The organism is Pseudomonas sp. Irchel s3f19 (assembly GCF_900187555.1).
GTDB lineage: Bacteria > Pseudomonadota > Gammaproteobacteria > Pseudomonadales > Pseudomonadaceae > Aquipseudomonas > Aquipseudomonas capeferrum.
Map to the genome: position 1 here is coordinate 99792 of NZ_FYDW01000003.1, position 21479 is coordinate 121270.

Annotated in this window: 19 protein-coding genes; 13 read left to right on the forward strand and 6 right to left on the reverse strand. The window is 64.9% G+C overall.

The features are described from left to right. Positions 1–146 precede the first annotated feature (146 nt). The 3 genes from CKW22_RS08425 to CKW22_RS08430 all read left to right on the forward strand — a co-directional run bounded on the left by CKW22_RS08425 (position 147) and on the right by CKW22_RS08430 (position 2879). On the forward strand, positions 147–1361 hold the full coding sequence (locus tag CKW22_RS08425) for an MFS transporter (RefSeq protein WP_033701358.1): 1215 nt from the start codon (positions 147–149) through the stop codon (positions 1359–1361). Between the two features lie 138 nt (positions 1362–1499). Beyond that, positions 1500–1643: a hypothetical protein gene (locus CKW22_RS27520; protein WP_167334465.1), complete on the forward strand. Its 144-nt coding sequence runs from the start codon at positions 1500–1502 to the stop codon at positions 1641–1643. 78 nt (positions 1644–1721) lie between these two features. Beyond that, positions 1722–2879: an MFS transporter gene (locus CKW22_RS08430; RefSeq protein WP_033701357.1), complete on the forward strand. Its 1158-nt coding sequence runs from the start codon at positions 1722–1724 to the stop codon at positions 2877–2879. A gap of 12 nt (positions 2880–2891) precedes the next feature. On the opposite strand, the gene CKW22_RS08435 is transcribed toward CKW22_RS08430, so the two are convergent. Together CKW22_RS08435 and CKW22_RS08440 are read right to left on the reverse strand one after the other, a co-directional pair. Beyond that, positions 2892–3848, reverse strand: coding sequence for a FecR domain-containing protein (locus CKW22_RS08435; RefSeq protein ID WP_095064008.1), 957 nt, complete (start codon positions 3846–3848; stop codon positions 2892–2894). Further along, positions 3835–4350 carry a sigma-70 family RNA polymerase sigma factor gene (locus CKW22_RS08440; RefSeq protein WP_095064009.1) on the reverse strand — a complete coding sequence of 172 codons (516 nt, stop codon included), beginning with the start codon at positions 4348–4350 and terminating at the stop codon, positions 3835–3837. The genes CKW22_RS08435 and CKW22_RS08440 overlap by 14 nt, the downstream gene beginning before the upstream one ends. A 172-nt stretch (positions 4351–4522) precedes the next feature. Here CKW22_RS08440 and CKW22_RS08445 point away from each other — a divergent pair, with 172 nt between their 5' ends. From CKW22_RS08445 to CKW22_RS08455, 3 genes are read left to right on the forward strand one after another with little or no spacing between them, the layout of a single operon-like run. Next, the gene (locus CKW22_RS08445; RefSeq protein WP_095064010.1) at positions 4523–5149 is read left to right on the forward strand and encodes a DNA-3-methyladenine glycosylase; all 627 of its coding nucleotides are present in this window, start codon (positions 4523–4525) and stop codon (positions 5147–5149) included. Positions 5150–5197: 48 nt separating this feature from the next. Beyond that, positions 5198–6256 carry a bifunctional DNA-binding transcriptional regulator/O6-methylguanine-DNA methyltransferase Ada gene (gene ada / locus CKW22_RS08450; protein ID WP_095064011.1) on the forward strand — a complete coding sequence of 353 codons (1059 nt, stop codon included), beginning with the start codon at positions 5198–5200 and terminating at the stop codon, positions 6254–6256. Between the two features lie 56 nt (positions 6257–6312). Further along, positions 6313–8715, forward strand: a complete 2403-nt coding sequence (locus tag CKW22_RS08455; RefSeq protein WP_033701350.1) for a DUF3772 domain-containing protein — start codon at positions 6313–6315, stop codon at positions 8713–8715. A 29-nt stretch (positions 8716–8744) separates the two neighbouring features. On the opposite strand, the gene CKW22_RS08460 is transcribed toward CKW22_RS08455, so the two are convergent. The 4 genes from CKW22_RS08460 to CKW22_RS08475 all read right to left on the reverse strand — a co-directional run bounded on the left by CKW22_RS08460 (position 8745) and on the right by CKW22_RS08475 (position 13601). Beyond that, positions 8745–9962 (reverse strand): DUF3422 domain-containing protein, encoded by a 1218-nt coding sequence (locus tag CKW22_RS08460; RefSeq protein ID WP_033701349.1) that lies wholly within the window; start codon positions 9960–9962, stop codon positions 8745–8747. A gap of 213 nt (positions 9963–10175) precedes the next feature. Next, the gene (locus CKW22_RS08465; RefSeq protein WP_095064012.1) at positions 10176–11606 is read right to left on the reverse strand and encodes an aldehyde dehydrogenase family protein; all 1431 of its coding nucleotides are present in this window, start codon (positions 11604–11606) and stop codon (positions 10176–10178) included. A 13-nt stretch (positions 11607–11619) separates the two neighbouring features. Beyond that, entirely contained in the window at positions 11620–13119 is a 1500-nt protein-coding gene (locus tag CKW22_RS08470; protein ID WP_095064013.1) for a cytosine permease, read from the reverse strand. A 92-nt stretch (positions 13120–13211) separates the two neighbouring features. Further along, entirely contained in the window at positions 13212–13601 is a 390-nt protein-coding gene (locus CKW22_RS08475; protein ID WP_033701345.1) for a nuclear transport factor 2 family protein, read from the reverse strand. Positions 13602–13864: 263 nt separating this feature from the next. On the opposite strand from CKW22_RS08475, the gene ycaC reads away from it, so the two are divergent. The 7 genes from ycaC to CKW22_RS08510 all read left to right on the forward strand — a co-directional run bounded on the left by ycaC (position 13865) and on the right by CKW22_RS08510 (position 21420). Then, positions 13865–14485: an isochorismate family cysteine hydrolase YcaC gene (ycaC, locus tag CKW22_RS08480; RefSeq protein ID WP_033701343.1), complete on the forward strand. Its 621-nt coding sequence runs from the start codon at positions 13865–13867 to the stop codon at positions 14483–14485. A gap of 112 nt (positions 14486–14597) precedes the next feature. Further along, entirely contained in the window at positions 14598–15416 is an 819-nt protein-coding gene (gene ppk2 / locus CKW22_RS08485; protein WP_033701341.1) for a polyphosphate kinase 2, read from the forward strand. Positions 15417–15452: 36 nt separating this feature from the next. Beyond that, on the forward strand, positions 15453–16649 hold the full coding sequence (locus CKW22_RS08490; protein WP_033701340.1) for a monovalent cation:proton antiporter-2 (CPA2) family protein: 1197 nt from the start codon (positions 15453–15455) through the stop codon (positions 16647–16649). Between the two features lie 39 nt (positions 16650–16688). Then, a complete protein-coding gene (locus CKW22_RS08495; RefSeq protein WP_033701339.1) occupies positions 16689–17786 on the forward strand; it encodes an AI-2E family transporter in 1098 nt (365 codons plus the stop codon). A gap of 13 nt (positions 17787–17799) precedes the next feature. Continuing rightward, positions 17800–19320: an efflux transporter outer membrane subunit gene (locus CKW22_RS08500; protein WP_095064014.1), complete on the forward strand. Its 1521-nt coding sequence runs from the start codon at positions 17800–17802 to the stop codon at positions 19318–19320. Next, positions 19317–20414 (forward strand): HlyD family secretion protein, encoded by a 1098-nt coding sequence (locus CKW22_RS08505; protein WP_033701336.1) that lies wholly within the window; start codon positions 19317–19319, stop codon positions 20412–20414. The genes CKW22_RS08500 and CKW22_RS08505 overlap by 4 nt, the downstream gene beginning before the upstream one ends. Continuing rightward, complete coding sequence (locus CKW22_RS08510) at positions 20404–21420, forward strand: DUF2955 domain-containing protein (protein ID WP_047582777.1); 1017 nt, start codon at positions 20404–20406, stop codon at positions 21418–21420. The genes CKW22_RS08505 and CKW22_RS08510 overlap by 11 nt, the downstream gene beginning before the upstream one ends. The last annotated feature ends 59 nt before the right edge of the window (positions 21421–21479 follow it).

Below are 21479 nucleotides of genomic sequence, written 5' to 3' on the forward strand. Positions count from 1 at the left end.
ACGATGACAGGGGAATGAGTCGAGGATGCTAAATATATTGAGAACCATTTACAAGTACGTCTCGACGGAGGGATAAAAAAGGTAGCTATGTATCTATTTGTTTCCTGATAATCGGATCCCAAATCTGCGGACGGAGATTCAGGCACATGGCCACCAGTAGCACCTCCACGGCTTCCACCAGCGCAGCGGCGAACCCTGCCAACCCCCTGGTGATGCGCATCATCGGTTTCTGCGCCCTGGCGCACCTGATCAATGACCTGATCCAGTCGGTGCTGCCGGCCATCTACCCGATGCTCAAAGCCAACTACGACCTGAGCTTCGCCCAGATCGGCATGATCACCCTGACCTTCCAGATCACTGCCTCGCTGCTGCAGCCTTGGGTGGGCTTCTTTACCGACCGTCGGCCTGCGCCGAACCTGCTGCCGCTGGGCACCTTGTGCACACTGGTGGGCATCGTCATGCTGGCCTTTGTCGGCAGTTTCCCGATGATCCTGCTGGCCTCGGCGCTGGTCGGCATCGGCTCGTCCACCTTCCACCCAGAGACCTCGCGCATTGCACGGTTGGCCTCGGGTGGGCGCTTTGGCCTGGCCCAGTCGACCTTCCAGGTGGGCGGTAACACCGGCTCGGCGCTTGGGCCGCTGTTGGCGGCGGCCATCGTCATCCCGTTCGGGCAGACGCACGTCGCCTGGTTCGGCCTGGCGGGGCTGTTCTTCTTCGCCGTGACCCTGATGCTGCGGGGCTGGTACAAGGAGCACCTGAACCAGGCCAAGGCGCGCAAGGCCGTGCAGGCTACCCATGGCATCTCGCGCAAGCGGGTGATCGCGGCGCTGATCGTGCTGGGCCTGCTGGTGTTCTCGAAGTACTTCTACATGGCCAGCTTCACCAGCTACTTCACTTTCTACCTGATCGAGAAGTTCGACGTTTCGGTGGCCAGCTCGCAATTGCACCTGTTCCTGTTCCTGGGCGCGGTGGCGGCGGGTACGTTCTTTGGCGGGCCGATCGGTGACCGTATCGGGCGCAAGGCGGTGATCTGGTTCTCCATCCTGGGGGTCACCCCCTTCACCCTCGCGCTGCCGTATGCCGACCTGTTCTGGACCACGGTGCTGAGCGTGGTGATCGGCTTCATCCTGGCATCGGCGTTTTCCGCCATTGTGGTGTATGCACAGGAACTGGTGCCGGGCAGCGTGGGCATGATTGCCGGGATCTTCTTCGGTTTGATGTTCGGCTTCGGTGGGATTGGCGCCGCGCTGCTTGGCTATGTCGCGGACCTGCGCGGTATCGAGTATGTGTATGGGGTGTGCTCGTTCCTGCCGTTGTTCGGGTTGTTGGCGGTGTTTTTGCCTAGTACTCGTAAGCGCTGAGGCGTTTGGGGGCTGCTGCGCAGCCCATCGCGACGCAAGGCCGCTCCTACAGGGATTGCGAGCGGCCCTTGGATTGACGATTCCACCTGGCTTGGCCTAGAGTGCCGCCTCTTTTCTCCAACCTGCGTAGTCAAAGCAATGCGCCGTAACCCGTCCCTGCCAAATGCTCGCCAGCCTGCACTGCAGGCACTGCGTCGTGCGTGGCCGAGTGACACGGTGCTCAAGCGTCGGCGCAGCGTGCTGTTTGCCTTCACCTTCTCGCCACACCTTGCCCTGAACTGATCTGCGCTTTTGCGTCGTCCGCCGCCCTGGCGTGCGCGCTCGTGTTTGCTCGTCTTTTCGGTTTGCAAGGAGTGGTAAATGAACATGCGTTTGCTGGCGGGCCTGTTGTTCGCCGTGTCGGTGGTGGGCTTCAGCCTGGGGGCCAGCCTGCCGTTGGTGTCGTTGCGCCTGCATGAGGCCGGCGCAGGCACCCTGGAAATCGGCATCATCTCAGCCATCCCCGCAGCGGGGATGATGCTCTCGGCGTTCATGGTCGACGCCTGCTGCCGCTTGCTGACCCGGCGGACGATCTACCTGCTGTGCTTCAGCCTGTGCACCGTCAGCATCGCCTTGCTGGAGTCGGCCTTCGACTCGATCTGGCTGCTGGCGCTGCTGCGTCTGGGTCTGGGCATCGGCATGGGGGTTGCCATCATTCTGGGCGAGTCCTGGGTCAACGAGCTGTGCCCCGAGCACAATCGCGGCAAGATCATGGCCCTGTACGCCACCAGCTTTACCGGTTTCCAGGTACTCGGCCCGGCGATGTTGGCTGTGCTGGGGGCCAACAGCCCATGGATCACCGGCGTGGTCACCGCCTGCTATGGCCTGGCCCTGCTGTGCATCGTGCTGACGGTGCCCAACGACTATGTGGAACATGAAGAAGGCGAAAAGAGCTTTGGCCTGGCCGGCTTCTTCCGCGTGGCGCCAGCCTTGTGCGTGGCGGTGCTGTTCTTCTCCTTCTTCGATGCCGTGGTGCTGTCGCTGCTGCCGGTGTATGCCACCAGCCATGGCTTTGCCGTAGGCGTGGCGGCGCTGATGGTGACGGTGGTGTTTGCCGGCGACATGCTGTTCCAGCTGCCATTGGGCTGGTTGGCCGACCGGGTCGAGCGTACCGGCCTGCACCTGGTGTGCGGCCTGGTGGCGATGCTGATCGGCATCGGCCTGCCGTGGTTGCTGCAGATGACCTGGTTGCTGTGGCCACTGCTGGTGGTGCTGGGCGCTGTGGCGGGGGGCATCTACACCTTGGCACTGGTGCTGATCGGGCAGCGCTTCAAAGGGCAGGACCTGGTCACGGCCAATGCCAGTGTCGGCCTGCTATGGGGAGTGGGTAGCCTGGTCGGGCCGCTGGTCAGCGGCGCGGCGATGGATGTGGCGCCGCACGGGTTGCCGATGGCGCTGGCGCTGATGGCGGGGCTGTTTGTCTGCTTTGCCCGGCAGTCGTACCGGCGGGCAGGGCGGTTGCGCGCAGTGGCGGACTGATCACAGGCTTTTTCAGGCGGCGCCGATGCTCACCCAGTAACGCGTGCGGTAGTCGACCCGCACCGGCAGGCTGCGGGCTAGCAGTTGCAGAATCTGCTCGGTGTCGGCCAGTTGGTAAGTGCCGGAGACCTTGAGGTTTGCCACGTCGTCAGCACAGCGCAGCAGGCCCGGGCGGTAGCGCGAGAGTTCGGCGGTAAATTCCCCCAGCGGCATCTGCTGCACGCTGAGCACGCCGTCGGTCCAGCCCCAAGGGTCGCTGTGCAGGCTGACGGCCTGCAAGTTGCCGTTGGCCTGCACTTGCAGCGTTTCGCCGGCATGCACCAACCGTGCGTGGGCAGAGGCGGGGAACAACGTCACCTCGCCACCGCGTACTGCCAGCAGCAAGCCCTTGTCGTTTTCGCGTAGCAGCAGTTGCCCGTCGCGGGTGCCCAGGGTGCCAACACGGGTATCGATGCGGAAAGGGCGGTTGTCGTTGGCGTTGCTGTCCAGGCTCACCTCGCCCCGTAGCAGCTCAAGCTGACGTTGTTCGGCGCTGTAGCGCAGGTCGATGGCGCTGTCGGTGTTGAGCTGGATGCGGCTGCCATCGCTGCCGTGCAATTGCCGGCGTTCGCCCGTGGCGGTGCTGCTGTCTGCCAGTAGCTGCGGCAGGCCCAACGGTTCGCGTGCGGCCCAGCCCAGGCTGCCGCCGGCGGCCAGCAGCGCCAGCAGTTTGAGGTGGTCACGGCGGCTGCTGCGCTGGCGTTGGCTGGCGTCGAGGGTGCTGCGGCTCAGGGCCTTGGGCAGCCCGGCCAATTCGTCGCTGAGGTTGCTGACACGCTGCCAGGCCTTGGGGTTGTGCGGATGGCTGGCCAGCCATTGCTGGAATTGCCGCTCGGTGCGCGGGCTGGGGCTGTCGAAGCGCAGCTTCACCAGCCAGTCGATGGCCTGGTCGACCTGGGCCTGTGCGGGCGCGCCGTCAGAGGTCGACATAACGCAACCGGTAGCAGACACCCAGGGCCTTGGCCAGGTCGCGCTCGATCGTCGCGCGGGCCACATCCAGCTGCACAGCGATCTGCGTGATGCTCAGCCCGTCAATCTGGGCCAGCAGAAAGGCCTGGCGTGTACGCGGCTTCAGCGTGTGCAGGGCGCGGTCGAGGCGCTCCAGGGTATCGAGAATGACCAGCCGGTGTTCTTCGCTGGGCACCTCGGCTTCGGGCAGCAGGGTCAGGCTTTCGTGGTAAGCCCGCTCCAGGGCGCGGCGGCGGAACTGATCGATCATCAGGCCGCGGGCGATGGCGCTCAGGTAGGCGCGGGGCTCCTTTAGCGGCGAAGCCTGGCGGGCGCGCAACAGCCGCACGAAGGTATCCTGGGCCAGGTCGGCGGCATGCTCGTGGCAGCCGACCCGGCTGCGCAGCCAGCCGCTGAGCCAGGCGTGGTGGGACTGATAGAGCAGAGCAACCTCGGTCGGCTTGAGCGTGTCGGTGGTCTGCATCGTAGCGAAGGCCTGATCCGGTGAGCGTGCGTGATTGTGAATAGTTCTCAATTCTATGCGCGGAGCGCGGCGCGGATCAATGGTATGCCAGGAATTAGCCGCGCAAGATCCGGCGTTTCACCGATGAACGGTTGGGCTAAGCTGGGCCTGTCATCGACCTGTTGGAGGCGCAATGATTCTGGCTGACCTTTCGCCCGAAGCTTACCGCGAGGCCAGCCGACACCTGGCCGCATCGGACCCGGACTGGGCACGGCACATTGCCGCGATCGGGCCGTGCCTGCACCAGGCAACGCCCGGGCGCGAGCCTTATGAGGCGCTGGTACGGGCAATTGCCTACCAGCAGTTGCATGCCCGCGCCGCCGAGTCGATTCTGGGAAGGCTGTTGGCGCTGTTCCCCGAGGGCAGTTTTCCCGCCCCGGAGCAATTGCTGGCCGTGACACCTGAGGCGATGCGCGCATGCGGTTTTTCGGCGAGCAAGACGGCCACCGTGCAGGGTATTGCCCAAGCTCGGCTAGAGGGTTTGGTGCCCAGCCGTCAGGAGTCGCTGGCCATGGCTGACGAGGTGTTGATCGAACGCCTTGTGGCCCTGCGTGGGGTAGGGCGCTGGACGGTGGAGATGTTGCTGATTTACAGCCTTGAGCGCTCGGACATTCTGCCGGTCGACGACTTCGCGGTACGCGAGGGGTATCGTCGACTGAAGGGGCTGGAGAAAGCACCGACGCCGGCGCAGATGCGCTCGCTGGGCGGTGGCTGGTGCCCGTACCGGACCGTGGCAGCCTGGTACCTGTGGCGGGCCTGATGTTTTTGCATTGGCGGTACAGGCGAGACAGACAAGAGGTAACCCGCGATGAAACCCTACACCACCCCCGAGCAGCGCTGGCAAGCCGTGCAGGCCCGTGACAGCGCCGCCGCCGGCCACTTCGTCTATGCCGTACGCACCACGGGTATCTACTGCCGACCAGGGTGCAAGTCGCGCATGGCCAAGCGCGAGAACATCGCGTTCTTCAACGATACCGCCGCCGCCGAAACCGCCGGCTACCGCGCCTGCAAGCGTTGCGCGGGTGACAGCGGTGCCAGTGCAACCCGGCGCAGCGAGCTGGTGACGCGTGCCTGCCGCCTGATCGAGGGCGCTGCCAGCGGGCCAAACCTGGACCAGCTCAGCGCGCAGCTCGCGGTCAGCCCCTTTCACCTGCACCGTCTGTTCAAGGCCGAAACCGGCCTCACCCCCAAGGCCTATGCCTCGGCGTTTCGCGCCCGACGCCTGCGTGAGCACCTGGAACAGGATCAGCGTTCGGTGACCGATGCCATCTACGACGCTGGCTACAACTCCAACAGCCGGTTCTACGAAAGTGCCGGGCAGCGCCTGGGCATGCGGCCCAAGGCCTACCGTGCCGGCGGGGCAGGGGCGACCATTCGTTTTGCGCTGGGCCAGTGTTCGCTGGGGTCGATCCTCGTGGCCCAGAGCGAGAAGGGTATCTGCGCGATTCTGCTGGGCGATGACCCCGAGCCACTGTTGCAGGCCTTGCAGGACCAGTTCCCCAACGCTCGGCTGATCGGCGGTGATAGCCATTACGAGCGGGTGGTCGCCGAGGTGGTGGGCTTTGTGGAAGCCCCCGCGCTGGGCCTTGCGCTGCCGTTGGATATCCAAGGCACGGCATTTCAGGAGCGGGTCTGGCAGGCCTTGCGTGAGGTACCTGCCGGCTGTCGGGTCAGCTACACCGACATCGCCGAGCGTATCGGCGCACCCAGGGCGGTCCGCGCCGTGGCCATGGCCTGCGCGGCCAACCGCATTGCCGTGGCCATTCCTTGCCATCGGGTGGTACGTCGCGACGGCGACATCAGCGGCTATCGCTGGGGTGTGGAGCGCAAGCAGCAACTGCTCAAGCGAGAAACGGCACTCTCCTGATCGCGTGAAGCCGCGTAGAATCCCCCGCCAAATCGAAATGCATAGAGGATTGTTCGATGAGGCGTGTCAGCCTTGCCCGTTATTGCCTAGGCGTATTGGCCCTGATGCTGGCGTTGGCCACTCCGGCCTGGTCCGCTCCGGCCCCGCCAGCCTCCAGCCTGGCGGCTGCCGAGTTGCCGGTGCTCGATGAGAACGCGAGCCTTGAACAGTTGAGTGATCGACTCGACCTGATCCGCCAGGGCGTGACCAGCAGCGCCAATGACGATGTGCTTTCGCAACTGCGCCAGGCTGCCATACAGGTTCAGCGGCAGGCCGATGCCCTTGGTGCGCTGCGTACTGCCGACGTGCAAGGCCTGGACGACAAGCTCAAGGTGCTGGGCCCGCAGCAGCCGGATGAACCTGCCAGCATCACCCTTCAGCGCAAGGACCTCGAAGCCCAGAAAAAGACCGTGCTGGCCGAGCAGGAGCAGGCCACCAAGCTGACCCAGTCGGCCCGGGACCTGTCCACGCAGATCGTCAACCTGCGCCGCAGCCAGTTCAACTCGCAGGTCACCAGCCGCGCCACCAGCCCGCTGACCCCCGCGTTCTGGCAGTCGCTGATCCGCCCCACCGATGAAGACGTGGCACGCCTGCGCGACCTGCGTGGCGAGGCGGCCGATGCCGTGGCCAGCGCGTTCAGTGCAGAACATCGCTGGTTTTTCCTCAGCAGCCTGGTGGCGGCCATCCTGGTGTGGACGCTGGTTCGTCGGCTGCTTGAACGCCTGCTGGCAGATGCGATGATCCGCTGGCTGCCCGAAGGCCGCCTGCGCCGCAGCGCCTTGGCCCTGAGCGTCAGCCTGGCGACGCTGGGCACCATCGCCGGTTCCGTGTCGCTGCTGCGCTGGGGCCTGGAAAGCAGCGCCGAGCTGGGCACGGATATCGCCAGCCTGGCTAACCACATCCTTACTCTGGTGGTGTTCAGCGCCTTCATTTCAGGCCTGGGCCGCGCCATGTTGATGCTGCAGCGCCCGTCCTGGCGCCTGCCACCGATCCACGATGAGGTGGCCAGCGCCCTGGGCTGGTTCCCTAAATTGCTGGCCCTGGCGTTGATGGTGCTGCTGACCCAGGAGCGCATTAACAGCGTGATCGGTACCAGCCTGGCGCTGACCGTGGCGACCAACGGCCTGACTGCGCTGGTGGTGGCGGTGATTTTCTCGGTGGCCTTGCTGCGCTACCGCCGCACCTTGCGCAAGCATGAGCTGGAACGCCCGACTGGCCTGGCGGGGCTGATCCCCTTCGTCATCGTGGTATGGGTGGGGCTGATCGTACTGGCCCTGTTGGCCGGTTTCCTGACCCTGGCGTACTTCCTTACGGCCAAGTTGCTGTGGATCAGCGTGGTGGCGACCTGTGCCTACCTGCTGACCACCTTCCTCGGTGACCTGTGCGAAACCCTGCTGTCGCCCCGCCAACCGGGCGGCCTGGCGCTGGCATCGACATTGGGCCTGGCTCCGCGCCATCAGGCCCAGGCCAGCACCATTTTGGCTGGCATCGGCCGTACCGTGCTGCTGTTCCTGGCGGTACTGCTGGCCTTCACGCCTTCGGGCACCAGCCCCGGTGAGTTGCTGCTCAGCCTGGGGGATTGGGATGGCACCGGTGGCAAGATGCTCGGCAACTTGAACATCGTGCCGCAAGATATCCTGCTGGCCGTGGCGATGTTCTTCGGCGGCATGTTCGGCATCCGTGTGCTCAAGCGCTGGTTGAGCGAGCGCCTGCTGCCGGAAACCGACATGGACGCCGGCATGCGTGCCTCGCTGGTGACCCTGGTGGGGTACCTGGGCTTCCTGTTCCTGGCCATGCTGGTGATGTCGACCCTGCGTATCAACCTGACCAGCCTGACCTGGGTGGTGAGTGCGTTGTCGGTGGGTATCGGTTTTGGTCTGCAGCAGATCGTGCAGAACTTCATCTCGGGTCTGATTCTGCTTACCGAGCGCCCGGTAAAGGTGGGCGACTGGGTCAGCCTGGCCGGTGTCGAGGGTGACATCCGCCGCATCAACGTGCGCGCCACCGAGATACAGATGTCTGACCGCTCGACAGTGATCGTGCCCAACTCGCAGTTCATTTCACAGAACGTGCGCAACGTGACCATGGGCAATGCCCTTGGGGTGGTCAGCGTGACCCTGACCTTGCCACTGGAAACCGATGCCAACCGCGTGCGCGACCTGCTGCTGGCGGCGTATCACGAGCACGAAGCGATACTGGATGCACCCGCGAGTTCGGTGTCGTTCAAGGACCTGACGAGCAGTGGCATGGTGATTGCGGTCAGTGGTTACGTGGCCGGGCCGCGGCAGGTGTCCGGCACCCGCAGTGACCTGCTGTTCACCATTCTTGGGCGGTTGCGTGATGAGGGGATCCCCTTGTCTTCGCCGCAGAGCATGGTGTTGCTGCAGGAAGGTTCGCGCCCGGCCGACGAGCCGGCGTGAGTTTTGGGGGGCGCCCAGCGCCCCCCGCTTCAATGCTGCTTGGCCTGCCTGATCCGCAGCAATATCACCAGCAGCACCAGCAACACCGGCGGCGCCATCGCCATCAGCGCATCCTTCGCCGTCAGCTCCAGCCCCAGCACATTCAACCCGCCATACAGCAGCTTGAACAGGTTCAGCAGGTAATAGGTGATGGCGATGATCGACAGCCCCTCCACCGCCCGCTGGATCTTCACCTGGGCATCGGCCCGGGCATTGAGGCTGTGCAGAATCCCGGCATTCTGTTCTTCCATCTCCACCTGTACCCGCGCCTGCAGCAGGTCACCCAGGTTGGCGACGTTCTTCGCCAGCTGTTCCAGCCGTTGCTCGGTCGCCGCGCAGTAGCGCACCGTTGGTTTGAAACGGCGCTCGATGAACACCCCAAGGCGTTGGCAATCGCCCACATGGCTCTCGCGCAATTCGCCCAGGCGCTCGAACACCAGCTGCGCATAAGCTTGCGTGGCGCCGAACCGATGGCGGGTTTTCACGGTGCGGCTGACCACCTGCCGCGACAGGTGGGCGATGGCGTCGAGCAGGCCTTTGGAGTCGCGTCCATCGCCCCCGGCACTGCGTTCGGAAAGGCTCACCAGGGTTTTGTCGAAGGCGTCCAGTTCCTGGCTCAGCGCCTTGGCCGTGGTCAGGGTCAGCGAGGCCATCATGCGGTAGGTCTCGATCTCCAGCAGGCGCCGGATCATGCGGCCCTGGCGGTAGGCATTGAGGCGGCGGTTGATGAACACGAAGCGGTTGGTGCCGTCGGCGGTCAGGCGAAAGTCGCTCCACACCACCGCATCGCCACCGCCGACGCAGGAGCCGCACGGGTCCTTGAAGCCGTAATCGGGCAGGTTCAGGTCCTGCTCGTCGCGCACCAGCACTTGCACCGCGTTGATCAGTTGCGCCGCCTGGGGCGCGATGGCGTCGGCCAGCACCGCTGGCAGCGGTTGCCATTGGGTGTCGGCGGCCGAGCAAGGCACTACCAGGGTCAGGGTGAAGAACTCGGTATGGCGCTCCCACTTGAACGGGTGGCCATCGAGCTGGGTAATGCCTTGCGCAGCGCCGGCATCTGCAGCCTGTGGGCAGCAGCGCTGCAATAGCGCGGTACAGGCGGCATCGCCGCCCAGCAGGGCGAGGTGGAAGACATGCGCAGGGCCATCGAAATACAGCGACGGGCGGGCGTGCAACTCGTTGTGCAAGGCGGTGCGTTGAGGGTGCATGGTGGTCCGGCCTGGTGTTGTGATTGTGGGGGTACCAGGGAGTGGGACTTGGCGGGGGGAGGGGAAAGTCACGCGCGGGAGATTTCTATTGGTTGTGCTGGCCTCTTCGCCGGCAAGCCAGCTCGCACAGGTTGGCGCACCATTCGAGTGCTGGCGCTATCCCTGTAGGCGTTGGCTTGCCGACGAAAGGGCCGCAATGCGGCCCCAGCGATATCAGCCCAGGCAGCGCGTCACATGCTTCACCGACAGATACCCCGACAACCCCCAAGGCCCGAGCTCTCGCCCAATGCCGCTGCCCTTGGTGCCGCCCCACGACGTTTCGACGAACACCGCCTGCACCGAGTTGATCCACACATGGCCAACTTCCAGGGCATCGGCCACCCGCTCTGCGCGTTCCAGGTCTGCTGAACAAACGGTGGCGACCAGGCCGAAGCGGCTGTCGTTGGCTTCGGCAATTGCCTGCGCTTCGGTGGCGAAGCGGCGTGCGCACAGCACAGGGCCAAAAATTTCTTCGGTCCACAGGCGGCTGTCTGCCGGCACGTCCACATACAGCGTCGGGCTGACAAACCAGCCGTCACGGTCCAGCGCCTTGCCACCGGCCAGGCACTGCAGGCCCTCTTCGCGAGCAGTGGCAAAGTAGCTGGCAACCTTCAGCCACTGCGCCTGGCTGGTCAGTGGCCCCATGTCCACTTCTTCGCTCAACGGGTTGCCCACCCGCAGGTTGTCCAGTGCAGCCTGCAAACGCGGCAGCAGTGCATCGGCAATGCCGTCCTGCACCAGCAAGCGCGAGGTGGCCGAGCACATTTGCCCGGCGTTCCAGCTGATGCCGGCGACAATCCATTCCACCGCCTGCTCGACATCGCAATCATCGAACACCACGATCGCCGACTTGCCGCCCAGCTCCAGGGTCACCGGCCGGCACTGCGCCGAAGCGCTGCGCATCACCTGGCTACCGACGCTGTTGCTGCCGGTGAACGACAACTTGTCCAGGCCATTGTGGCCACTCAGCGCGGCGCCGGTTTCGGCCTTGCCGTTGACGATGTTCAGCACACCTGCGGGCAGGCCCAGGGTATCGGCGATCTGGCCGTACGTCTGCTCGATCAGCGGGGTAACCTCCGAGGGCTTGAGCACCACGGTGCAGCCTGCGGCCAAGGCCGGGGCAAGCTTCCAGGCGCTGGTCACCAGCGGGAAGTTCCACGGTACGATCAGGCCGACCACGCCAACCGGCTCCAGACGGGTGCGGGCGGTGAAGCCAGGCGCGGCCAGGGGTACGTCGCAGTTTTTCTGCGGCAACTGCTCAGCCAGGTCGGCGTAGTAATTGAACGTGGCAATCGCGTCGTCCAGGTCGATTTCGGCCTCATGGCGCGGCTTGCCGTTGTTGCGCATCTGCAGGGTGATCAACGCTTCGCGGCGTTGCCCGAGCTGCTCGGCAAAGCCGCGCAGGTACGCAGCACGCTGGCTGGCGTTGGTCTGCTTCCAGGCGGGCAGAGCTTCGCGGGCGGCAGCCACGGCTTGGTCGACCTGGGCGACGCTGGCGGCCATCAATTCGGCAAAGGGCAGGCCCAGGGCAGGGTCATTGACGCTGATGCAGTCGCTGCCTTGGCCTTCGACCCAGCGGCCGGCGATGTAGTGAGAAGTGGTCATGGGCAGACTCCAGTCAGGCTATTTCGGCAGTGATTAGCGGCGCATGCGGGGTGCTTTTGCAGCGCACCCAGCGCGGGCCATCAGGCCCATACACGCCAGCAGGTTCAGGGAACAGGTTGAGCAGCACGAGGTAAAGCACCCCGGCCAGCCCCAGGGTTACCGGCAGGCTCAGGTCGATGCCGCCGGCCAGGTCGCCCAGCGGGCCGACGAACTGCCCCGGCAGGTTGACGAAGCACAGGCCGACCGCCGCGCTGGGGATCCACGCCCCCATGCCGCGCCAGTTCCAGCCGTGCGTGAACCAGTAATGGCCGCCGCGCTGGCCACGGGTGAACACCTGCAGGTCATCGGCATGGTAGAAGCCGCGGCGGGTGATCAGGCCGAGGATCATGATCACCATCCAGGGGCTGGTGCAGGTGATGATCAGCACGGCGAAGGTCGACACGCTCTGCACCAGGTTGAAGGTGAAGCGGCCAATGAAGATGAAACCGATCGCCAGCACGCCGATCAGCAAGGTGGCGCCGGCACGGCTGAGCAGGCGTGGGAACACGCTGGACATGTCCAGGCCGGTGCCATACAGCGCAGTGGTGCCGGTGGACATGCCGCCGATCACCGCGATCAGGCACACCGGCAGGAAGAACCAGTTAGGCGAGACCGCCAGCAGGCCGCCGACGTAGTTGTTGGCCGCGATGTAGTCCGGTGCCTGGCTGGCGACCAGGGTGGCGGTGCACAGGCCGAACAGGAAGGGGATCAGCGTCGCGGCCTGGGCGGCGATCACGGCCAGCATGATGCGCGGCTTGGGGGTTGCCCGCGGGATGTAGCGCGACCAGTCGCCGAGGAAGGCACCGAACGAGACCGGGTTGCTCATGGCCAGGATCGCCGCGCCGACGAAGGCGGCCCAGAAACCCGCCTGGCCGAGGTTGACGCTGCCGGCGTAGCCCGCATCGAACGGACCGGCGAAGGCGACGATGCCTAGCAGAAACAGCAGGCTCGACGCCCACACGGCAATCTTGTTGACCCACAGCATGAAGCGGAAGCCGAAGATGCACACCACCAGTACCAGCACCGCGAACAGGCCATAGGCCAGGCCCAGGGTCAAGTCGGTTTCCGGCAAGCCGGCCAAGCGCTTGGCACCGCCGACCAGGGCATCGCCCGAGCTCCACACCGACAGCGAGAAGAACGCCACGGCGGTGAGCAACGACAGGAACGAGCCGACGATACGCCCGTGCACGCCGAAGTGCGCGCCCGAAGACACCGCGTTGTTGGTGCCGTTGAGCGCACCGAACAGGCCCATGGGGGCGAGGATGATGGCGCCGATGCCGACCCCGAGCAAAATTGCCCAGACCCCGGCCTGGAACGACAGCCCGAACAGCACCGGGAAACTGACCAGCACGGCAGTGGCAAAGGTATTGGCACCGCCGAAGATCAGGCGGAACAGGTCTAGCGGGGCGGCGAGGCGTTGATCGTCGGGGATCTGTTCGACACCGTTGGTCTCGATACCGGTCGATTGGCTCATGGTGATGCTCCAGCGCGGTTGTTGTCGGCCGGCGCGGTGCGCGGGCCTTATTGTGGGTGCGATGGCAGAGCGGCAAGGCCGCAAAAGAAGGTTCAGGCGGTGGTGACGACCGACAGGTGCTCATGGCAGGCCAGCCAGCGTTCGCCGTGGCGGCGGAACACGATGGTCTCGCGTTCAGCCAGCTGGTGTTCGTCACCGGCGATACGGATATGCGTGGCCACATCGTGCATGAAGATCGCCACGTCGCCTTGCAGGCTCACCTGGGCATTGCCCGATTCACACGCCAGCACGGCGAAGCCTTCGGCCTGCCACTGGGCCCAGAGGTCTTCATAGTCGCGGCGCGACAACAGCGGCTGGGCCAAGGTGTGGAAGAGGAAGGTGGCGTCTTCGCTGAAGCAGGCGAAGTAGCGAGCGGTGTCGTTGCTGGCAAAGGCATCGACGAGGTCGGCGGCGGCCTGCCGTACCTGGAGTGTCTGGTCCACGGGAGTGGCCTCACGGTTTTTGTGATTGTGGTGAGCGATTCTGGTGGCGGTGGGCGAGGGGAAAAATCGCTGGGGGCAAATAATCAGTTCAGGAAATTGTGAAGTGAGCGGTGGGGGCTCGCCTTGGCTGTTTTGGCGCCTATGAGATCGAGCGCCGCGTGGGCGGCGCTCGATCTCAAGAACGGACCCGACTGACGGTTACCGCAGTCGCTCATCCTTGCCTACGCTGATACTCCCTATCCACTGATGCAAGGAGCTCCACCATGGCCTTCCAATACACGCGTCTGGACAAGAACAACGTCGCAGTCCTGCTGGTCGATCACCAGACCGGCCTGCTTTCGCTGGTACGGGATATCGACCCGGACCGTTTCAAGAACAACGTTCTGGCCCTGTCGGACCTGGCCAAGTACTTCAAGCTGCCGACCATCCTCACCACCAGCTTCGAAACCGGCCCCAATGGCCCGCTGGTCCCCGAGCTCAAAGAGCAGTTCCCCGACGCCCCCTACATTGCCCGCCCCGGTAACATCAACGCCTGGGACAACGAAGACTTCGTCAAGGCCGTCAAGGCCACGGGCAAGAAGCAACTGCTGATCGCTGGTGTGGTGACCGAAGTGTGCGTGGCGTTCCCGGCACTGTCGGCCCTTGAGGAGGGCTTCGAGGTCTTCGTCGTCACCGACGCCTCTGGCACCTTCAACGAGTTGACCCGCGATTCGGCATGGCGCCGCATGGAGGCCGCCGGGGCGCAACTGATGACCTGGTTCGGTGTGGCCTGCGAGCTGCACCGCGACTGGCGCAACGACGTTGAAGGGCTGGGGACGTTGTTCGCCAACCACATTCCCGACTACCGCAACCTGATGACCAGTTACAACAAGCTGGCCAAATAACCCGGCCATTGTCCGCCCTCTCCAAAGGGGGGCGGTGCTGTGGTAGCAAGCGAAGCGGCAAACCCCCGTGGATCGACCATACTGAACCTTCATTCGCCGCCGGGAGCGACCCATGTCGAAGTCAGCCAGGAAGAAGACCCCACAGGCACAGCCGGAAAAGTTGGGCGGCAAGGCCTACGAGAAGGCGCTCAAGCAGCTTCACGTCGAGTTGGTGAAGCTGCAGGAATGGGTCGTGGCCAAGGGCCTGAAGGTGTGCATCGTCTTTGAAGGCCGGGACGGCGCGGGCAAGGGTGGGACCATCAAGGCCCTCACCGAGCGTGTCAGCCCGCGAGTATTCCGTGTGGTGGCGCTGCCGGCACCGACCGAGCGGGAAAAGTCGCAGATGTACGTGCAACGCTACCTGGGCCATCTGCCCGCTGCGGGCGAAGTGGTGATCTTTGACCGCAGTTGGTACAACCGCGCCGGCGTCGAGCGGGTGATGGGCTTTTGCAGCGATGAACAAGCCGACAAATTCCTCATGGTGGTGCCGCTGTTCGAGAAGATGATGGTCGAGTCGGGGATCATCCTGATCAAGTACTGGCTGGAAGTGAGCGCCGAAGAGCAGACCCGCCGCCTGCAGGACCGCATCAGCGATGGGCGCAAGCTGTGGAAGCTGTCACCCATGGACCTGAAGTCGTATAGCCGCTGGGATGATTACACCAAGGCGCGCGACGCGATGTTCGCCGCCTCGGATTCCTCCTGGGCACCCTGGTTCATGGCCCATTCCAACGACAAGCGGCGGGCGCGGCTGAACATCATCAGCCACCTGCTCACTCGCATTCCCTACAAGGACATCACCCGCGACCAGGTCGTGAAGTTGCCCAAGCGCGGCAAGGTCGGCAAGTACAAGGCGGTGGCCTACCCGTTCAAGGTGGTTGAAGAGCGCTTCTGACCCCCTCCTTGCGGGGAGCCTAAAGGATGAAATCCTATGCCACATGACGGCAGCCTGCTGCAGGCGACGGTGGTGTTCCTGCTGGCCGTGGTGCTTCTGGTGCCACTGGCGCAACGTTTGAAACTGGGGGCAGTGCCTGGCTATCTGCTGGCCGGCATCCTGATCGGCCCCTCGGTGCTCGGCTTGCTGGGCAACCCGGACAACGTCGCCCGCCTGTCGGAGATGGGCGTGGTGATGCTGCTGTTCGTGATCGGCCTTGAGCTCTCGCCCCGCCGCCTGTGGACCATGCGCCGCGCCCTTTTCGGCATCGGCTCGCTGCAGGTCGGGCTGACCGCCGCCGCACTTGGCCTGCTCGCCTATGGGGTATTTGGCCAGTCGAAGCCGGCGGCCATCGTGCTGGGGCTGGGGCTTGCGCTGTCATCCACGGCGTTCGGCTTGCAGGTGCTCGCCGAGCGCAAGGACCTGGGCAAGCCCCACGGCCGACTGGCTGTGGCGATTCTGCTATTCCAGGACATCGCCGCCATCCCCCTGATTGCCGTAGTGCCCTTGCTTGGCGGTGATGTCAGCCATGCAGATGAAGGCAACTGGCCGCTGCTGGCCGTGGCGCTCGGCATCGGCGTGATCATTATCGGCGGCCGCTACTTGATGACCCCGATTTTCAAATGGACAGTCGGCTCCGGGTTGCCGGAGCTGTCCACGGCTACTGCGTTGCTGGTGGTGTTGGGCACCGCCTGGGTGATGGAGCATGTAGGCATATCGATGGCCCTTGGCGCATTCCTGGCCGGCGTATTGATGGCCGAGTCGCCGTTTCGCCACGAACTGGAAACCCAGATCGAGCCGCTCAAAGGGTTGCTGCTCGGGCTGTTCTTTGTCGGCGTGGGCATGAGTGCAGACTTGCGCCTGTTGTTCGGCATGCCCTTGGCCGTGCTTGGGCTCACGCTGCTGCTGGTGGGCATCAAGCTGCCACTGTTGGTTGCCCTGGGCCGCAGGGCCGGCGGGTTGAACCGCGCCCAGGCGCTGTGCCTGGGCGTGGTGCTGGCGTCGGGCGGCGAGTTTGCTTTCGTGGTGTTCAAACTGGCGCGTGAGCACCAGGTATTGGAGCAGCAGGTTCACGACCTGCTGGTGCTGGCCATCACCTTGTCGATGGCCGTGGTACCGCTGGTGATGATGGGCCTGACACGGCAGTTGAGCGACGCTGAGGCGTCCCCGCCTGAGCGTCAAACCGACCACTGAACTGCACCCGTTGGCAAAATGAATGTGCGGAGGTGAAGCATGCAGCCGAGTTTCAAGCTGGACAGTGCCCTGTCGCGGGGCCTGCTCGATGTATTGATCAAGGCAGGCCTGGTGGCTGCCCTGGTGATCTTCGCCTTCCAGGTGTTTCAGCCCTTTCTGGAATTGATGCTGTGGGCGGTGATCCTGGCGGTGACCCTGTACCCGCTGCACCAGCGCATCAAACGCGGCACGGGGCTCAAGGACGGCTATGCGGCAACGCTGGTGGTGCTTTTGGTGCTGGTGGTGTTGCTGGTGCCGATCTACCTGGTGGTGGTGTCGATCAGCGAGTCGGTGGACGGCTTGGTGACACTGCTCAAAAGCGGTGCCTGGAGCGTGCCGACGCCTTCGGAGTCGGTGGCCACCTGGCCGCTGATCGGGCCGCGCGTGTATACCTTGTGGCTGGCGGCTTCCGAGAGCTTGAGCGGGGTGCTCAACAGTGTGATGCCGCAGCTCAAGGATGCCGGGCGTGTATTGTTGGGCGCCGCTGCCAGTGCCGGGGGTGCATTCTTGATGTTCATCGCGGCGATCATCATCTCGGGGGTGATCATGGCCTTCGGCGAGCGCGGCGAAGTGGCGGCGCAGCGCATTGCCATTCGGGTTTCAGGTGAGTCGCGCGGCAAGCCCATTGCAAGGCTGTGCACCGCCACCATTCGCGCCGTCGCCCAGGGTGTGATCGGCATCGCCTTCATCCAGATGCTGCTGATAGGCGTAGGTTTTGTGGTCAAGGGTGTGCCGGGCGCGGGGATCCTGGCAATCGCCATCCTTATGCTGGGCATCGCCCAGGCGCCGGCCACGCTGATCACGCTACCGGTCATCGCCTATGTATTCCATGCCGAAGGCTTCACCGTCGCGACCATCGTGTTTGCCATCTACACCTTCGTCGCCGGCCTTGCCGACAACGTGCTCAAGCCGCTGTTGCTGGGGCGCGGCGTGGATGTGCCGATGCCAGTGGTGCTGATCGGTGCGCTGGGCGGCATGGTGGTCAAAGGCATCATTGGCCTGTTCATCGGCCCGGTGATTCTGGGCGTGACCTATGTGCTGTTCTGGCAGTGGGTGGCGTTGCAGGTGCCGGAAGACCCTGCCGAACCGTCGGCTTGAGCCGGGGCCTGGCATGCCCGGACCTCGCTGGCGCCGCGCACTGTGCCTGGTGGCTTTGCTGGCAGGCTGTACGCAGGTCGGACCGGACTACCCGCCGGCGCAATCGCCCTGGCTGGACACCTGGAGCACCCCGCTGCTGGAGCAGGCCAGCCGTAGCGCCGCGGCGCCGGATTTTCGCCAGTGGTGGGCGGTGTTCGCCGACCCGACACTGGATGCCCTGATCGCCCAAGCCGATGCGCACAACACCAACCTGCGCGTGGCTGGGCTGCGCGTCGCCGAGGCACGTGCGCAACTGGCCATCGTGCAGACCGGGCGTTATCCACAACTGCAGCAGTTGCGCGCGCAAAGCCTCTACCTCAAGCAGGACCAGTCCGGTACCGCCAACGCTCGTGATTCGGTGTTCTGGCAGTCCAGCGTGGGCTTCGACATTGGTTGGGAGATCGACTTCTGGGGGCGCTTCAGCCGTGCCATCGAGGCGGCCGATGCCCTGTACTTTGCCTCCGAGGCCAACTACGCCGATGCCATGCTGTTGTTGCGTGCACAGGTGGCCGACACCTATTTTGCCTTGCGTACCGCCGAGGCGCGGCTGGCCATTGCCGAGGAAAACGCCAAGCGCCAGGCGCGCAGCCTCGAGATCACCGAGCGGTTGTTCCGCCATGGCGAGCATGATGAGCTCGACTGGCAGCAGGCACGCACCCAGTACCTGGCGACGCAGGCGACCATCCCCGAGTTCGAAAACCAACTCAATGCCCTGCGCAACGTGTTGTGTTCGCTGCTTGGGCGGCCACCGGGGCCGCTGCCGGAGTTGCAACCTCGTTACGGGCAGTTACCACTGCCAGACCGGGCACTGTTGCAAGACGTTCCCGCCCGTTTGTTGCTGCGACGCCCGGACATCCGTGCCGCCGAGCAGGCCGTCGCGGCGCAGTCGGCGCTGGTGGGCGTGGCCGAAGCGGACCTTTATCCACAGCTGAGCCTGCTGGGCAGCATCGGCTGGAGCTTCGTGACGGCCAGCCACCTGCCCGACAGTTTCGACCTCGCCGCTGGCCCAGGCCTGATCTGGAACCCGTTCGACTATGGCCGGCGCAAGAACGCCGTGCGCGTGGAGGATGCCCGCTTGCAGCAACTGATCGAGCTGTATCAGCAGGGCGTGCGCGAAGCCGCCCGCGAGGCCGACGATGCAGCCAGCGGCCTGGTGCGCTCGTTGCAGAGCGCGGGTATTCGCGACCAGGCCTCGCAAGCCGCGCAGCGCTCGCTGAGCCTGGCCACCTCACAATACCGCGAAGGCTTTGCCGACTTCCAGCGGGTGCTCGATGCCCAGCAACTGCTGCTGCAGCAACAAGACGGTTACCTGGTCAGCCGCGGCAATGCCGTCAGCAGCGTGGTGAGCTTGTACAAGGCCCTGGGCGGCGGTTGGCAGCCAGGCCGTGCAGCGGTCGACCCGGCCACGCGTCGACAGATGCAGCAACGCACCGATTGGGGAGACCTGCTGGACGCGCCACCCCCTACCGCACAGCAACCCGGTGAACCGAAATGAGCGACGCCCCGCAAACACCGCCCCCGCAAGCGCCTGATCGTGGCATGCGCTGGGTATTGCTGCTGATTGCCATAAGCCTGCTCTGGTACTTGCTGGCAGACCGTTTCACGCCTTACACCCAGCAGGCCCGCCTGCAAGCCTATGTGGTGCCGGTGAGCGCCGAGGTGGCTGGCCCGGTGAAGCGTGTGGCCGTGGGCAACAATCAGGAGGTACGCCAAGGCGCGGTGCTGTTCGAGCTGGACCCGGCGCAATACCGCATTGCGCTGGCTCGCGCCGAGGCCGACCTTGATACCGTGCGCAGGCAGATCGGCGCCAACACCGCCGGCATCGATTCGGCCAAGGCGGCGTTGCTGGCGGCCCAGGCCAACGAGCGCAAGGCGCGCCAGGATGCCGAGCGGCTCAAGCGGCTGATCGAGGAAGACCCAGGCACGGTGTCGGTGCGCCGCCTGGAAGGGGCCCAGGCCACGCGCGACCAAGCCATCAGCCAGGTGGCGGCGGCCCGTGCCGAAGTCGAGCGGGCACGTGAACAGCAGGGCGGTTCACAGGCAGACAACGCCCAGTTGCGCAGCGCTGCGGCGAATGTTGAAAAGGCCCGCCTGGATCTGGCCCGCACCGTGGTGCGCGCCGATGCCAACGGTTTGATCACTGACCTGCGCACAGACGTTGGCCATTATGTGGCGGCCGGCAGCCCGATGATGACCCTGATCGCGATCCATGACGTGTGGATCAGCGCCGACATGACCGAAAACAACCTCGGCCGCCTGCGCTCCGGTACAGCGGTGCTGGTGGTGCTCGATGCACTGCCGGGGGTCGTGCTGAAGGGGCGCATACGCAGCATTGGGTATGGCGTCAGCGTGGGGCAGGGCAGCCCGCCGGGTACCCTGCCGAGCGTGCAGAACAGCCGCGAGTGGCTGCGCTCGGCGCAGCGTTTTCCGGTGATCGTCGAGCTGGACCGTGACCAGCTGGAGGACAAGACCGGGTTGCGGGTCGGCGGCCAGGCCGAAGTCATGGCGCTGCCCAGCGAGGGCAACCCGCTGAACGTGCTGGGCCGCGTGTTCATGTGGCTGATGAGCTGGCTGTCGTATGCCTATTGAGTGGCGGCGCCTGCGGGCGCTACGCCTGGCCTGGGGCGTGGCGCTGTGCCTGGCGGTCAGCTTCGGCATCGGCCTGCCCGTGCCGATCCTGGCCCCGGTGTTTGCGGTGCTGCTGTTAGCCACCCGCAGCCAGCCGCTGCCGTTGCGCGCGGCACCGGCGTTGGCGGTGCTGGTGCTGCTCAGTTGTGGCAGCGGCTTGTTGCTGATTCCACTGCTGCGCCATGCCCCGGTGAGTGGGGTGCTGTTGGTCGGCGTTGGGGTGTTTCTGGTGCTGCGTTACGCGCTCAAGGGCGGCAATGGCCTGGTGGCGAACTTGCTGGTGATCGGCCTGACCATGATCGCCGCAGCCGGCACCCATGATTTCACCTTGGCGCTGTCGGTGGTCGAGGCGTTAGCCAAAGGCATGCTGTTGGCGGCGCTGGGCACGGCGCTGGCGCATGTACTGTTTCCCGAACCTGTCGATGCCCCCGCGCAACCGTCCCCGCCACCGCTCCCCAGCGCGCGTGCCAGTTGGGTTGCGCTGCGTGCCACGCTGATCGTCATGCCGGCGTTCTTGCTGGCGCTGATTGCCCCGGATGCATTCATGCCGCTGATCATGAAGTCGGTGAGCCTGGGCCAGCAGGCCGGCGAAACCCATGCCCGCAATGCCAGCCGAGAGCTGATTGGTTCGACCCTGCTAGCCGGGCTGCTGGCGATCCTGCTGTGGAGTGCCTTGAGCCTGTTCGTGCACCTGTGGATGTTTTTTCTGTGGGTGTTGCTGTTCACCCTCTGGCAGGCCCGGCGGCTCTACCGGGCGGTGGCGACGCGGCACGGCCCTGCTTACTGGGTCAGTTGCCTGACCACGATGCTGATTCTGCTGGGGCAGTCGGTGCAAGACAGCGCGGCAGGGCAGGACGTGTACCGGGCCTTTGCGGTGCGCATGGCGCTGTTCTTGGCTGTCTCGGTGTATGCCAGCGTCTTGCTGATCTGGATCGACAGGCGCAGGGCGCGGCAGTGGGCGCACTGAGGGGGATAGGGGCGAACGGGACAACAGAAACACAAAAGCCCCCATACGGAGGCTTTTGT